Here is a 15532-nt window from a genome sequence, read left to right as displayed (position 1 = left end):
TATTGTGTGATAGCGTTTTGTGCATCTTGCTCTTTAAATATACCACCAGCCGATCAGTATAGTGACCCTGATGCAATTACTGATATAGAGTCTGCACGGTCGCTTTTAGCTTCTGCGTATGCACAATATCCGCATTTTGAGTATGAACTATCTATATTGGGGAATGATTTCTGTCCGAATAATTTGACAACTAAAGATGTAAGTCAGACAAATCTCTATCTGTGGCAAAATAAAGAGATGAATAATCTTTCTGAAAATGTTTGGTCAAATTATTATGCAACAATATCTTCATGTAATGCATTAATAGAGAGGCTTGATTATGTAAAGACGAATGAAAAAGAAGAGAAGCAAGAGTTGCAAGCGATAGCAAGTGAAGTGAAAGCTTTAAAAGCTATGTGTTATTTTAACTTGTTACGTTTATATGCACCTGCATATGATATAGATAAGAATGCTCCTGGTATAATATTAAAAGATATTCTAAAGCTTCAATTCCTTAAGAGGTCTACAACGGAAGAATGTGTAAAGGCTATACGTAAATTATTACAAGAGGCTGTTAAGGCAGATAATCATCCTATACAAAATGGTTGGTTATCTCAAGATGCAATATTTTACTTGTTAGCTGAATTAGAATTATATACATGTAATTATGAAGCAGCAATAAAATATGGAGAGAAGATTATAGCTAATGCAAAGCCAGAGTATTTTACGGCTAATGGTATTGAGCAACTTTGGGGTGAAGGAACATCAAAAGTACGAGTATTTGCTTTTAATCATGATGGTAAATATATGGAAAGTTTACAATATTCAATAAGCGAAGGAGATATGTTTAGTGTTAATCCACAAATAGAATATTCTAAAACTGATCTTCGCGCAGCAACATATATTAAGAAAATGAAGCAAGATGATAAGCAAACTATGCATTTGGGGAAATATAATCTTAACACTAAAGAAGGCAAGGATAACAGGTATATTGATATGATTAGATATGCAGGAGCATATTTTATTGTAGCAGAAGCTTATGCAAGATTGAATAATTTGCCAAAAGCTACTGAGGTGATTAATTCTTATCTTAAAGCTGTAAAAGCTGAGCCTATTGGTGATGGGTATCTTAAAGATGATTTTATAGATAAGATTTTAAAAGAAAAGCAAAAAGAGTTTGTAGGAGAAGGCATTAGCTTTTTCGATTTGAAGCGGACTCATATATCAGCTTTACCACGACTAAACAAATGGGGAGATGGCGTATCTAGTAGGATAAAGACGAATGACTATCGTTGGAATTTTCCTATACCTAAGTCAGAGTATAGATATAATGATAATATTGTACAAAATGAAGGTTGGGGAAAGATTAAGAGAAGATAATATAAATAAGTATTAAAAGTAGGTTACTATGAAATCAATAAATAAAATATTATTATTACTACCAATGTTAATTGGCTGTATGATAACCTCTTGCAGCAAAGAAGACAGTACCGAATATAAAGGGAAAAATTATATCATGTTATCTGCGATAGGTGATAATCAGATTAATGAAAATGCTAAAAAGCCTTTAAAGGTGAAGCTTTTAGCTAGTTGCAAAGCTAAGAAAGATGTTGTTATAAAGTTTGCTTTGAAGAAAAATGAGAAGGGAGCTGTAAGGTTAAAAGATGAATATCTTACTATGAAGAAGGGAGAAAAGACCGTTATAATAGATATTGAGTCTACCCATAAAGATGTTTATAAAGAGCCTCAGAGTGTAGCCCTTACTGTAGAAAGCTCTTCAGATAAGCGTATGCAGTTATCTTCTGATCTTATGATAACAGTCATTCCTAATGTTGTAGATACAATGTTAACAGACGCGCAGAAGAAATTAATAGAAGGATATAAGCGGGATTATAATATAAATTTATATCGTGTTCTTGGAGAATTAAAATGTAGTGTAGACTTAATATTCCCTCCAGGAGATTATAAAGAAACTTTTCCTGGACCAGAAACAAGCTCATTTGAAACAACGACAATTATTACATTAAGCAAGTATTCTACTCCTAAAACTCCTATGTTAAGAATGGTACAAAACCCTTTAGGGTTAAGAGGATGGTGTTATGAAAGGTTACGATTGGTAACAGATAAAGGTTATCAATGGTCAAACCCTACTACTTATGGTTACTATACAACAAAAGCTATAGGTTATGATGCCAGTAAAGAAGTCTTTAAGATGGAACTTGATAGTATAAGAATAAATCCTAAGACGATGGAAATAAGTTTTATGGATTATGTTATAAATGAATATGATGAGAGAGTGTTCAATATTCCTTTTAAGTTCTATTATTCAGCATGGGAGCGTCAAAAAAAGATGGCAAAGGAAGGTAAAACTGTAAGAGTTCCTAATGGAGATTATCCTTGGTCAGATGAAACTATGTCTGATTTGATAAAAATGGGAGTTACTTTTAATCCAGATATATACTTTCATTATAGTCCTTTGAATAGAGATAGTTATCAAAACACTCCTTCCGATTGGTTTAAAGCTTCTGCTAAACTTGATTTAGATGGCAATAAGATGATATTTCATTTCCCATATGATCATGATTATTGTTCTGGTCATACCAATGTAACGGTAATATATACACTTAAAAAGGAATGAGATTTATTAAGACAATAAGATTTTTCTGTGTAGTTATTATATTTTTTGCCAGTTTGTTATTATCTATGGCAGGTGTTCATACTGCCATTAAAATTCCGAAGGGAACTATAAAAGGGAGGCTTGCTAACGGACTTTCTTATATTATAAAGCGTAACATACATCCACAAAATGTTACTGAACTTAGATTGGTGATGCAAATAGGAGCTTTACAGCAAACAGAGAATCAAGGAGGTACTGCCCATTTTATTGAGCATATGGCTTTTGCTGGATCTAAGAGTTATCGTGGTTTTAATATGGTACATATGCTTGAAAAGAAAGGAATGAAGTTCGGACGGGATATTAATGCCTATACCGGATTTGATAAAACTATATATAGCCTTTCTGTTCCAATTAGGTTTGATTCTACTAAAGATATACATCAGTTGTTAGGAATGATGCGAGAGTGGCTTGATGGGCTTACTTTTGATCCTGCTTATGTAGAGAAAGAACGTGGTATAATTTTAGAAGAGTTAAAGCAATATGATACTAATGACGATTTTTATAAGCTAAAGATAGGGGATAATCGTTATAGTCGAAGAATGCCATTGGGTACAATAGACGACATAAAGGCGGTATCTAAGACTATGTTACGTAAGTTTTACTCAAAATGGTATCAACCACGTTTTGCTACAGTTGTGGTAGTGGGGGATATTAATGCAAGAAAGGTGGAGCGTATATTAAAAGAAACTTTTGTAAGTGCTATTAATACTAATAATATAAAGCTGCCTACTTATTCTGTTTCTTATAAGAAAGGGTGGAATATGCGTTTCTCTTTATCTGATTTAGGGAAATGTAATAAGCTGGAATTGATCATACCACATGAGGGAATTGTAGAGAGAACTATTAAAAACAGTGTAGATAAACATCTTAGCAAGATAGTTGTTGATCTGCTTAATAACAGACTGAAGGATAGAAACATAAGAGCAGATTGTTCTGATGCATGGTATCTTGGAGATAAGAATTTCTTTAGTGTAGTATTTAAAGAGGCTGATAATGCTGCGTTACTACATGATATAACGAGTTTTACTAATGAATGGAACACTATTATTCGTAATGGTTTTGATCATAGGGAATTTGCAGCTTCTTTAAAAGATAGGTTAGCTTCTATAAAGATAGAAGATGTGGATAAGACATCGGAACAGTGGTGTGACGACTTTGTTGATTATATTATTATGCATGATATATATCCGACAAGACTTAGAGATATAGAATCTGTAAAGAAGTACCTCGCATTTTGTACTATACGTTCTGCACAACGAATGTTAAAAGAGTGGTTGCAAGCTTCTAAAAAAACAGTATTAGCTTGCTATACAGCTCCACAGGATAGTGGGCTTACGCTTGAGAATATTAAAAAAGCTTGGCGTAAAGGCTTAAGTAATGATCTGTTGTGTTATACTTATAAGTCGTGTAAGGAGCCAGTAGAATCGTTGATGCAAACGCCACCATGTTTAGGTGTAGTTTCAACATTTGACAGTAAAGAAATAAAATCAGAAAGGAGTTATGCTAATATTGGGGTATATGATATATTGCTTAATAACGGAATCCGCATCTTGTTGCGTCCTACCCGAGATGATTCTAAGAGCTTCTTTATAGAAGGACTTGGTAGAGGAGGGACAGCAGATTTACCCGACTCTGTATATTATCAATATGAGAGTACTGCAGCTTTTGTTGAAATGGGTGGTATAGAAAAGGTTAATAGGGATACTTTGTTTAATTATTTGGTGCAGAATGGTATATCTTTAGATACTAATATTTCTTCATATTGGCATGGATTTATAGGTGTAGCACCAGTGAATAAAGCACAGAATCTTTTTAATTTAATAAAAGAAAAGCTTACTGCTCCTGAGATTAATAAAAAGGAATTTGATGAAACTGTAAAAGAAGATTTGACTTCTTTTGGAATTACCACCCCTCTACAAGAACAATTAGAACATGACAAGAACAGAAAGATAATAAATATACGCGACTCTATAATGGGAGATGCGCCTTCTATGCTACGGAGAAAGAGAACCATAGAGGATATAAAGCAGCTGGATATATATAAGATGGTAGATTATTTTAAGTCATTATATAATAATACGCATAACCTTACTATTGTGCTAACAGGCGATTATGATTTGCAGCAGATGAAAGAAGCCGCGGTAGGCTCTTTTAGTAAATGGCAACAAAAGCAGCAGTATACGCCTCCGACGGTATGGCGTACTATGCCCAAGGCTCCTTATAGGTATAAGGTAAGTAGTGCTAACGAGCAACAACTTGACTTACATTTTATGTTGGCAGGTAATTTTTATCCTAATTTAAAAACAACTCTTGTATTAAAGCTGATGCGCGATATAATACAAAATCGTTTGTTAGAAGTGTTGCGACAACGTGAGAATATAACTTATTCGCCATTCACTGATTTGTTATATCATGGGCAAGATGGGCATAATTATTACTTTGATATTATGCTTACATTAGATAGGGGTAACGTGGAAAGGGCTCAAAAACTTCTTATAAAGATAATACGGTCTTTACAAACTAAACCAATAAGCAGAGCAGAACTTCAACAATTGCAATTGTCGTTTAAGGCAACAAAAGCAAGAGTGTTGTCAGACGATGCCACAGCAGCATGGCGTATGGATATGGTAAATAAGATAAAAAATTGCGAGATGTTATCCGATTTTAATAGTTATGATACTATTTTAGATAGTATAACACCAAAAAACATACAAGATGGCTTTGTGAAATATCTTAACACAGATAAATTTATTATAATAGGATTATGATATTATAAAAAAGGAGTATGATTATGAAAGAAAAATTATTATTACTATTTCTCTTGCTATCATCGTTATCAATAAATGCTAAAAAAGACTTACGTGCTTTTGCCCTTTATAATAATAATGGCAAAGCTATTACTTTTGATGCTATGATAGAAGAGGCATCTAAATATAAGGTAGTTTTTATAGGTGAGATGCATAACTGTCCTGTTACGCACTGGTTAGAATTAAAAATAACTGAAGCCTTATATGCAAAGCATAAGGATAGCTTGTTGCTGGGAGCAGAAATGTTTGAAGCTGATAACCAACTTATCTTTAATGAATACCTGAAGGGGGTTATAAGTTATGATCAGTTTAATAACGAGATGCGTTTATGGCCTAATTATGAAACAGATTATGAGCCTTTAGTGATGTTTGCCAAAGAATATAAACGCCCTTTTATTGCTACTAATGTGCCACGTAGATATGCTAATGTGGTTAAGAATCGTGGGCTTGATTATTTAGATAGCTTAACTGAAGAAGCTAAGAGGTTGTTACCACCACTACCTATAACCTTTACTATGGAAGGTAAGAATAATGAGGCTTTTTCAGTAATGTCTGCTTTGCATGGTGGTAATGATAATCCTAAGCAAATGCAAATGGCACAAGCATTGAAAGATGCTACTATGGCATGGAATATAGCGAAAAATATAGGCAACAATTATATGGTGCATTATAATGGAAGCTATCACACCTCTAATCATGATGGCATTATTACTTATCTTAAAGAATATAAGCCATCACTGACATCTTTTGTTATAATGGCTGTGAAGCAAGAAGATATTTCTAAAATAGACGATGCTTATAAAAATTTGGCTGATTGCTATATAGTAATACCTCAAGACATGAGCAGATCGTATTAAATATGTTTGTAAAGGTGTTATTGGGCAGGATAACGATAAAAGCCACTTACTATCTTTAAGAAAGTAAGTGGCTTTTATGTAGTAATTATAATGTGTTATTTAGATCTCCATAAACCATGTAGGTTGCAGTATTCACGAGCATAAACATTTTTAGCTTCTGTTTTAAACTCTGCAACAGGCTTATCTGATGGAGTAAGATATTTGCGAAGCACTTCATTGTCTTCTGTGATTAATTCGATCCACTGGATATAATGTGCCTCTGTCATAGGGTGGTCTACAGAGCCAACGGTTACTCTATAGCCGCCATCTATTTTTTCTACAACAGGAACGTGCTTTTCTTTAGCAGCGTCAGTAGTGTTTTCTACTACATGCTCTAAGCCACATAAATCTTTTTCTGAATCTAATAACACCTCTACAAAAGTATTACTACCTGCGCATTTATATATTTCTGTTTTCTTTACCATAATGTTTTTGTTTTTAGATTTATTTTTTGCAAAGGTATAAATAAACATCGTGAACGCCAAAGTTTTTTAGTTAATTCTTATAAAAAGAAATATTCCAATTGTTTCTGTTTGTTTTGTCTTATTTTGAGCTGTTATAATAAAGGGGGAGTAGTAGTGAGTTTTTTGATGTTTTTTATTTTTTTTATGAGTTGTTTTTGTGTATTTTTTAGAACAAAAGTGTTGTTATACTATTTTTTTGAAGTACTTTTGCAGCGAAAAATATATAAGTTTTATAGATAAAATAATAGGTATTATGAAAAAAATTAGAGCAGCTGTTGTTGGTTATGGCAACATTGGACGCTTTAGCGTAGAGGCTTTAGAAGAAGCAAAAGATTTTGAGATAGCAGGTATAGTACGTCGTCAGGGCGATAAGGACAAACCTTTAGAGCTTACTCCATACGAAGTAGTAGATGATATTGCTAAGCTTAAGGACGTAGATGTAGCTATTTTAGCAACACCTACACGTAGTTGTCCAGAATATTCAGAGAAGATTGTTGCACAAGGCATTCATACTGTCGATTCATACGATATTCACACAGGCATATTAGACTATCGTACAGCGCAAATGGAACATTGTAAAAAGGCTGGTAAGGTAAGTATTATTGCTGCAGGCTGGGATCCAGGTTCTGACTCTGTAGTCCGTGTTCTTCTTGAGGGGTTAGCACCTAAGGGGTTATCTTATACTAATTTTGGTCCGGGTATGTCTATGGGTCATTCTGTATGTGTCCGTAGCAAGAAGGGAGTAAAAGAAGCTCTTTCTGTAACTATTCCTTTGGGTGAGGGTATTCATCGCCGTATGGTTTATGTAGAGCTCGAAGAGGGTGCTACTATAGAAGAGGTAACAAAGCTAATTAAGGCAGATCCTTATTTTGCCAGCGATGAAACACATGTTTTTGCAGTATCTAATGTAGACGATGTAAAGGATATGGGGCATGGCGTGCACATGGTACGTAAGGGTGTAAGTGGTAAGACACAAAACCAGCGTTTTGAGTTTAACATGAGTATTAATAACCCTGCTCTTACAGCACAGATTCTTGTCAACTGTGCTCGTGCTGCTATGAGATTAGAGCCAGGCTGTTACACCATGCCAGAGATACCTGTAATAGATTATCTTCCACAGAGTCGTGAAGAGGTTATAGGTACATTAGTCTAAAGGGGGATAAGAGTTTGTTGAGCAAGGCTTGCTATAATAATTTATTAAAAGCATATTTTATTATTTTATTACTTTTGAGTTTTGTTTTACAAACATATAGAGCTATTGCTATTTTATAAGACTTAATATAGCATAAAGTTATTAAGAGCGGGATTGCCTTTAAATGAGGTAATCTCGCTTTTTTATGTCTAAGCAGAGGTAATATTAAGGTATGGTTTTGCTTGTTATTTGTTTTGTGTGCATAAGAAGGTGAGTAATAAAGCTATAAAAAATGAGGTGGAAGGTGGAAAAAGATTATCTTATTAGAGGTAAAAAGGCGTTTATCTGATGTAAAAATAACCTATTTTTACACCAAAAATAGGTTAAAAATGCACTAAAAATAATTTATTTTTCTTGCAGTTGATTTATATTTTCATTATAAAAGAGTTATGTTTATTATGGAAAAAGATTGCAAGTTACAAAACGAAATGCAATAAAAGAGTAGTCCTCACCGAGAGATGCAGACAACCTCTCGCTATGCTTCGAGAACGTCTGCATCTCTCGGCGATGAAAAAGAAACAACCAGCAATACAAATAAAAAAGGGAGACCTCTGTCTCCCAAAGATTAACTAACTTTGTATTGTTTATGTATCATCAATTAATCTCGGAGCAAAGGTCGCAAATTTTTGCCTTACTCTAAAAGAAAACAGAGAGAAAAGAGATTGCCGCAATCGTCGGCATCAGTTAGTCAACACTCTCACGTGAAATCAAACGCAACAGTACGTCATCGGGAAAGTATATTTGGGCAAAGGCGCACTATATGGCTATGCAGCGCAGAAAGAGAACGGTAAAGAACGCCTGGCTCTCCGACGAATTAGTCTGGAGGATTAAGGAATATATCACCAATGATCAATGGTCTCCACGACAAATATCAGGTTATCTGTGCAAGAGTGAGGGGATAAAGGTGTCCCACCAATCCATTTATAATATCATCCATAATGATACAACAGGGGAACTTGCCAAACACACAAGGCATAAGATGAAATACAGGCATCGTCCCAAGGGCAGACATCTTCCAATTAAAGACAGATTGAGTATCCATGAAAGAAGTAAGGAAATTGACGGGAAGAGATTCGGAGATTTTGAGATGGACTTAATCGTAGACCCTGACCAGCATGCCATACTCACACTGGTAGAGAAATCCACCAATATGCTACTTATGCAGAAACTGCCATTTGAAAAGCAGTCAAAGCCTCTGGCAAAGGTAGTTAGGAAACTGCTGCTACCATACATGGACATTCTGAAGACCATTACAACAGACAACGGACCTGAATTTGCAGCACATAAGGACATTACCAAGTTCTTAGGCGTGTCCGTGTACTTCGCTAATCCATATTATTCTTGGCAAAAGGGAGCTATTGAGAATACAAATAAACTAATAAGACAATACATACCGAAAAAGGAATCGTTTGAACATTATACAGACAAGAGAATTATGTCGATACAAAAGAAACTGAACGAAAGACCGAGAGAAAAATTAAACTTTTCTACACCAAAAAGCGAGTTCTTCAAACACGTTTTGTAATTTTGCACTTGCTGATTGATTCTACGCTTTAATAATTGGAAATTTTGGAGAGGAGTTTAATCCAATCTTATTTGAATTTCTTGTCATAAATGATTATATTTGCAAAAACAAATATCCTCATTAAGGAAGATTACAAATAAATAATAATTATGTCGAAGAAAAACCAGTCCAACAGACTTACAATTCAACAAAAAGATTCAAAGGGAGTTGTTGGTATTTTCGGGTCAGAAGCGAAGAAACATGACATGACTGTCGGGGAAGTTTCACATCTTGCACTGAAACAGCTTCAGAAAAAATATCCACAATTGGAGTTTCAATATAGGACGAGTATTAAGAAGGAAGAAATCAACAAGGCCTTAAAGAAGATTGACCCAGAATTAGGAAAGACTCTTTTCGTTTCTAATTCAAATATTATCCCTGATGGAGGAATAGTTGAAGTGAAAGACGATAATGGAGAGTGGAGGATTGTGTTGGTTTCAGAGGCAAAACATCAAGGAAAAGATATTGAAAACATTAAGGCTGGTAAACTTGTTGGAGCAAAAAATGATCAAGATCTTATGGCTGCGGGTAATGCTATAGAGAGGTCGCATAAGAATATATCTGAAATAGCAAATCTGATGCTGGCAGAGTCACATTTCCCTTATGTGCTTTTCTTGGAAGGCTCTAACTTCCTTACAGAAACTATTTCCGTAAAGCGCCCTGATGGAAGAGTTGTAGTACTCGAATATAATTCGGGTATACTTAATAGATTGGATAGACTGACGGCTGCAAATTATGGTATGCCCATCAATAAGAATCTGTGTGAGAATAAGTTTGTCAAACATAATGAAAAAACTATCATGCTTCAAGCAGCTTCCATTTATACACAGGGCAATGGTGAAAGATGGAAAGTCGATAAGATGCTTGAGATTATGCTTGATATCTCAAAGACATCTCTGCAAATGTTGGGGCGCGATTTATTTTCCCAGTTAACTAAAAAGTAAAAAAACGAAATAGATATTGGCGTATGGTAAGGAAAGCAAGTAATGATTTACTGCAAAAGGCGAAAAAGTTGAAGAACGATGAATTCTATACACAGCTTGTCGATATAGAGAGAGAATTGCAATATTACAAAAATCATTTCAAGGGTAAAGTCGTATTTTGTAATTGTGATGACCCTCGTAGTAGTAACTTTTTTAGGTACTTTGTTTCTCATTTTAAAGAGTTAGGACTTAAAAAAGTCATTGCAGCTTTTTATAAGGAACAAAAAATGAACTTGTTTGACACAAAAGAAAATGAGCATGGTTATTTCTTTGAATATACAGGAATAGAACTTCCCGATGCTAATCCAAAAGCTGCCAATATCGTATATTTCAAGGGTGATGGCGACTTTCGTAGTCCTGAAAGTATAGCTTTGCTGAAACAATCTGATATAGTTGTTACTAATCCTCCTTTTTCGTTGTTCCGTGAATTTGTCGCACAATTAATTCGACACGATAAGCAATTCCTGATTATTGGAAATATAAATGCAATTACATACAAGGAAATCTTCAGACTTATTCAAGACAATAAGGCATGGCTCGGAGTTAATCTTGGTAGAGGTATTTCGGGATTTATTGTACCAGAGTATTATAAGTTATATGGGACAGAAACGAAGATAGACGAGTTTGGTAATAGGATTATCTCTCCTAATAATTGTCTATGGCTTACGAATTTAGATAATTTCATACGTCATGAAGATATTAAGCTAACAAAAAGTTATTACGGATATGAGCAAGAGTATCCTATATATGACAATTATGACGGTATTAATATTAATAGAACACAAGACATTCCGCAAGATTATAGCGGTTACATGGGAGTACCAATAACTTTTCTCCATAAGTTTAATCCTCGTCAATTCGAAATTATAAAGTTCCGAAAAGGAGACGATGATAAAGATTTATCAATCAATGGAAAGTGTCCATATTTTAGGATTATAATAAGACGCAAGACACTTATGCCTAAAAATAAGGAGTCTGTAAAAAAATATCAGTCTGTGTCATTATATAAATAATGGGGGGTGTTGTTGGAGAAGCTCTGTTGCTGTTTACGTATAAAGTCAAAGCGATAGCCTCGTAGGGGAACGGCTGTGCGGAAATAGGTGTTTGAGTTCACCGATGCACATAGCCAATTCTTTTTTTCGAGCAAAGCTCTCAACAACTCGTCCTCACGGCTCATACACTTGCCACGATAGAGTTTCATACGCAGGAGATATACTTTGCTGTTGCATAGGCTCTCCAAAGGGGGAACGTCCCATTGTACAAATTTAATTGCCAACACTTGCTCACTTTTTTTAGCCGTAGGGTTAATGCGGTAATGTATCCGAGGACGAATTATGGCGAGTATATCAACAATAATATCGAAAAAGGAATCGTTTGAACATTATACAGACAAGAGAATTATGTCGATGCAAAAGAAACTGAACGAAAGACCGAGAGAAAAATTAAACTTTTCTACACCAAAATGCGAGTTCTTCAAAAACGTTTTGTAATTTTGCACTTGCTGGTTGACTCTACGGATGGGTCTTTATAATTATTAAAATCCTTGTTTTTTTGTTTTTATTTTTGTGATATATTCTTTTGTTAGGACAGAAAGTTGGATAAAATTATTCTTTATCCAAATAATGGGTAAAATTTTTTGTTTGTTATAAAGATTATTATTATATATTTTTATATTTTTAAGTATTGGTTTTACAAAAACAAAATGTACTTTTGCAGTAAGCAAAATAGTAGGTGGTGGGCTCTGTGTGCATATATATATTAGAGCGTGCTTATATGAAAAGAAACTATACTAAATGAAGGAATTTGTTATATCCGAAGTAAAAACTGAGAGTGCTATCCTTGTAGGTTTAATAACTCAGCAGCAAGATGAGGCTAAAACTAAAGAGTATCTTGACGAGCTGGAGTTTTTAGCTGATACTGCAGGAGCTGTTACTATAAAACGTTTTACGCAGCGAGTAAATGGGCCAAGTGCTATTACTTATGTTGGTAAGGGAAAGTTAGACGAAATACGCAGCTTCATAAAGCAGAGAGAAGAAGATGAAGAGCCTGTAGGAATGGTCATTTTTGATGATGAGTTATCGGCAAAGCAGATGCGTAATATAGAGCAGATGTTAGAAGTTAAAATCCTTGATAGGACATCGCTTATTTTAGATATTTTTGCTATGCGTGCTCAAACGGCTAATGCTAAGACTCAGGTAGAATTAGCACAATATCGATATATGCTTCCACGTTTGCAGCGTCTGTGGACCCATTTGGAGCGTCAAGGAGGTGGTTCTGGATCTGGTGGGGGTAAAGGTTCAGTAGGTCTTCGTGGTCCTGGTGAAACACAGCTTGAGATGGATCGTCGAATAATTCTTAATAGAATGTCTTTGTTGAAAGAGCGTTTATTAGAGATAGATAAGCAGAAAAAGACACAGCGTAAGAATCGTGGGCGTATGATAAGGGTGGCTTTGGTAGGGTACACAAATGTAGGGAAGTCTACTATAATGAATCTTTTATCTAAGAGCGAGGTGTTTGCCGAGAATAAGCTCTTTGCTACCCTTGATACTACCGTGCGTAAAGTAGTGATAGATAATTTACCTTTTTTATTAGCCGATACGGTAGGTTTTATTAGAAAGCTCCCCACAGATCTTGTTGATTCTTTTAAGTCTACCCTCGATGAGGTGCGTGAGGCTGACTTGTTACTTCATGTTGTAGATATATCCCATTCTGATTTTGAAGAGCAGATAAATGTGGTTAATAAAACATTAGCCGATCTTGGCTGTGCTGACAAACCGTCTATATTGGTTTTTAACAAAATAGACAATTATAAATGGGTGGACAAAGATGCCGACGACCTAACGCCAGAAACTAAAAATAATCTTACTCTTGATGACTTAAAGCGTACTTGGATGGCAAAAGTATCTGGTAACTGTTTGTTTGTATCAGCTCGAGAGAAACAGAACATAGTAGAGTTTAGAGAAGTGTTATATAAGACGGTACGTGAAATGCATGTGCAGAAATATCCTTATAATGATTTTCTTTACACTTTAGAAGATACTTTAGAATAAGTAAGATAGGTATATTTAAAATGATTATCAATTTCAAAATCTTTGTATATGAGCTATAGACCACTGACACAAGAAGAGATTATAATTTTTGAAAATAACAACTGTTGGGCAGAAGACTGGCAACGGGTACTTGTGGCAGAAGAAGGATTTTTGCCAAAGTATTTTCATCGTGTAATGTTTTATGGGGACATTCGTTTAGGTAAATTTCAAAAGAATGTTAAGATAGCGAAGGACTTTGTGAAGCATTCTGGCATTAATGATGCTACATTATGTAATGTTACCGTAGGCAATGATTGTCTTATAGAGAAGGTAGGAAATTATATTAACAATTATACTATAGGCGATGATTGTCTTATATCTAATGTTTCTGTAATGGAAACCACAGAGGGTGCTTCTTTTGGCGAGGGTAATCTTATATCTGTACTCAATGAGGTAGGCGATGGTAATGTTATTCTTTTCCACGATCTTAACAGTCAGTTTGCAGCCTTTATGGTAAAGTATTTTGGGGATAAAGATCTTAAAAATGCTATTCGCCGTTTAATAAAAGAAGAGATAACCCGCACTAATCCTGATCGTGGAACTTTGGGTAATAATGTGAAAGTAATTAATACGTGTGAGATTACTAATACTGTTATACAAAATGAGTGTGAAATATCAGGAGCGAGTCGTTTGAGCGATTGTACTATTCTTAGTTCTGATAAGGCAAATGTATATATAGGAACAGGGGTTATATGTGAAAACTCTATTATATCAGAAGGAAGTAGCATAGTTAATAGTGTTAAGATGCAAGATTGTTTTGTGGGAGAGGCTTGCCATATTTCTAATGGGTTTACGGCATCACAAAGCGTGTTTTTTGCTAACTCATATATGTCGAATGGTGAGGCTTGTGCTGCTTTTTGTGGTCCTTTTTCAGCATCACATCATAAAAGCTCGTTGCTCATAGGTGGTATGTTTTCTTTTTATAATGCAGGCTCGGGGACTAACTTTTCTAACCATGCTTATAAAATGGGACCAATGCACTGGGGAGTACTTGAGCGCGGGTCGAAGACGGCAAGCGGTAGCTATCTATTGATGCCAGCCACTATAGGCACATTCTCCGTATGTTTTGGAAAGCTGATGCACCACCCTAATACCACATCATTACCTTTCTCATATCTTATAGCTGAGGCTGATAAAATGTTTCTTGTACCTGGTCGTAATATCACCACAGTAGGGCTTTATCGTGATATACATAAGTGGTCTAAGAGAGATATGCGCCCGCAAAATGCTCATAAGAAGAGTATTGTTAATTTTGATTGGTTGTCGCCTTTCTCTGTAGGTGAGATATTAAGAGGTAAGTTTATTTTAGAAAATTTGAGGCAGGCAAGTGGTGATAATGTGTCGAGTTATAACTTTCACGAATATACTATTAACGCTTCGAGCTTACGTAAAGGTATAAAATATTACGATATAGCTCTTCGCATATATATGGGAGCAGTCTTGAAAAGAGCGCATAAATTAGGCTTTTTTGGTAAACCTATTACTAACAAAGGATTAGGGGAATGGAGAGATCTTGCAGGATTGCTATTACCAAAGAGTGAGGAGATACGTTTAGTAGAAGATATAAAGGAAGGTGTTTTAGAGACGATACAAGATGTGATAGATCGTTTTGAAGACATTAATAATAATTATCGCATTTATCAATGGGCATGGACCTATAAGCTTATACAAGACTATTATGGAGTAAAAGAGATAACAGCGGAGGTAGATGCACAGATAAAAGCCGATTATATTACCGCTCGTCGAGCATGGATAGCAGAGATAAAAAAAGATGCTGAAAAAGAGTTTCACATGGGAGATGTCGATAGAGAGGTGTTTGACGACTTTGTTAAAAGTCTTGATCATGAGACAGATTACGAAGAATAATTTACTTTATTATTA

General features: G+C 35.0%; 10 protein-coding genes and 3 pseudogenes. 11 read left to right on the top strand and 2 right to left on the bottom strand.

The window, feature by feature from the left end; translation table 11 throughout:
• Window positions 1-6 precede the first annotated feature (6 nt).
• Genes F596_RS0104405 through F596_RS0104390 form a run of 4 tightly spaced genes read left to right on the top strand, consistent with a single transcriptional unit; the run spans window position 7 to window position 6320 of the window.
• Entirely contained in the window at window positions 7-1359 is a 1353-nt protein-coding gene (locus F596_RS0104405) for a RagB/SusD family nutrient uptake outer membrane protein (protein WP_231551757.1), read from the top strand.
• 28 nt (window positions 1360-1387) lie between these two features.
• Window positions 1388-2617, top strand: coding sequence for a DUF4929 family protein (locus tag F596_RS0104400; RefSeq protein WP_008450903.1), 1230 nt, complete (start codon window positions 1388-1390; stop codon window positions 2615-2617).
• The gene (locus tag F596_RS0104395; RefSeq protein WP_081618429.1) at window positions 2614-5424 is read left to right on the top strand and encodes an insulinase family protein; all 2811 of its coding nucleotides are present in this window, start codon (window positions 2614-2616) and stop codon (window positions 5422-5424) included. Before F596_RS0104400 ends, F596_RS0104395 begins: the two co-directional genes overlap by 4 nt.
• Window positions 5425-5447: 23 nt before the next feature.
• Window positions 5448-6320: a ChaN family lipoprotein gene (locus F596_RS0104390; protein ID WP_024992640.1), complete on the top strand. Its 873-nt coding sequence runs from the start codon at window positions 5448-5450 to the stop codon at window positions 6318-6320.
• Between the two features lie 95 nt (window positions 6321-6415).
• On the opposite strand, the gene F596_RS0104385 is transcribed toward F596_RS0104390, so the two are convergent.
• On the bottom strand, window positions 6416-6784 hold the full coding sequence (locus F596_RS0104385; protein WP_024992639.1) for a desulfoferrodoxin family protein: 369 nt from the start codon (window positions 6782-6784) through the stop codon (window positions 6416-6418).
• Window positions 6785-7076: 292 nt separating this feature from the next.
• On the opposite strand from F596_RS0104385, the gene F596_RS0104380 reads away from it, so the two are divergent.
• The 4 genes and pseudogenes from F596_RS0104380 to F596_RS0104365 all read left to right on the top strand — a co-directional run bounded on the left by F596_RS0104380 (window position 7077) and on the right by F596_RS0104365 (window position 11575).
• Entirely contained in the window at window positions 7077-7976 is a 900-nt protein-coding gene (locus tag F596_RS0104380; RefSeq protein WP_024992638.1) for a diaminopimelate dehydrogenase, read from the top strand.
• Window positions 7977-8601: 625 nt separating this feature from the next.
• Window positions 8602-9540 (top strand): annotated as a pseudogene (locus F596_RS0104375) (IS30 family transposase).
• Window positions 9541-9689: 149 nt separating this feature from the next.
• Entirely contained in the window at window positions 9690-10523 is an 834-nt protein-coding gene (locus F596_RS0104370; RefSeq protein WP_019036001.1) for an EcoRI family type II restriction endonuclease, read from the top strand.
• 23 nt (window positions 10524-10546) lie between these two features.
• Window positions 10547-11575, top strand: coding sequence for an adenine-specific methyltransferase EcoRI family protein (locus F596_RS0104365; protein ID WP_019036000.1), 1029 nt, complete (start codon window positions 10547-10549; stop codon window positions 11573-11575).
• A 41-nt stretch (window positions 11576-11616) separates the two neighbouring features.
• Here the strand turns inward: F596_RS0104365 and F596_RS11460 are convergent.
• A pseudogene (locus tag F596_RS11460) lies at window positions 11617-11880 on the bottom strand (hypothetical protein); the annotation flags it as partial.
• A 25-nt stretch (window positions 11881-11905) separates the two neighbouring features.
• Here F596_RS11460 and F596_RS12125 point away from each other — a divergent pair.
• The 3 genes and pseudogenes from F596_RS12125 to F596_RS0104345 form a co-directional block, all read left to right on the top strand.
• A pseudogene (locus F596_RS12125) lies at window positions 11906-12052 on the top strand (IS30 family transposase); the annotation flags it as partial.
• Window positions 12053-12355: 303 nt separating this feature from the next.
• Complete coding sequence (gene hflX, locus F596_RS0104350; protein ID WP_019035998.1) at window positions 12356-13612, top strand: GTPase HflX; 1257 nt, start codon at window positions 12356-12358, stop codon at window positions 13610-13612.
• A 48-nt stretch (window positions 13613-13660) separates the two neighbouring features.
• A complete protein-coding gene (locus F596_RS0104345; RefSeq protein WP_019035997.1) occupies window positions 13661-15517 on the top strand; it encodes a DUF4954 family protein in 1857 nt (618 codons plus the stop codon).
• Window positions 15518-15532: the final 15 nt, after the last annotated feature.

This window comes from Prevotella amnii DSM 23384 = JCM 14753 (assembly GCF_000378745.1).
Taxonomy (GTDB): Bacteria; Bacteroidota; Bacteroidia; order Bacteroidales; family Bacteroidaceae; genus Prevotella; species Prevotella amnii.
Note: the sequence above shows the minus strand (reverse complement) of the source record. Positions and strands in the feature narration are given on the sequence as shown.

Coding starts and splice junctions, on each gene's coding strand:
- F596_RS0104400 (WP_008450903.1), top strand. CDS start 1,388: ATGAAATCAATAAATAAAATATTATTATTACTACCAATGTTAATTGGC.
- F596_RS0104395 (WP_081618429.1), top strand. CDS start 2,614: ATGAGATTTATTAAGACAATAAGATTTTTCTGTGTAGTTATTATATTT.
- F596_RS0104390 (WP_024992640.1), top strand. CDS start 5,448: ATGAAAGAAAAATTATTATTACTATTTCTCTTGCTATCATCGTTATCA.
- F596_RS0104385 (WP_024992639.1), bottom strand. CDS start 6,784: ATGGTAAAGAAAACAGAAATATATAAATGCGCAGGTAGTAATACTTTT.
- F596_RS0104380 (WP_024992638.1), top strand. CDS start 7,077: ATGAAAAAAATTAGAGCAGCTGTTGTTGGTTATGGCAACATTGGACGC.
- F596_RS0104370 (WP_019036001.1), top strand. CDS start 9,690: ATGTCGAAGAAAAACCAGTCCAACAGACTTACAATTCAACAAAAAGAT.
- F596_RS0104365 (WP_019036000.1), top strand. CDS start 10,547: ATGGTAAGGAAAGCAAGTAATGATTTACTGCAAAAGGCGAAAAAGTTG.
- hflX (WP_019035998.1), top strand. CDS start 12,356: ATGAAGGAATTTGTTATATCCGAAGTAAAAACTGAGAGTGCTATCCTT.
- F596_RS0104345 (WP_019035997.1), top strand. CDS start 13,661: ATGAGCTATAGACCACTGACACAAGAAGAGATTATAATTTTTGAAAAT.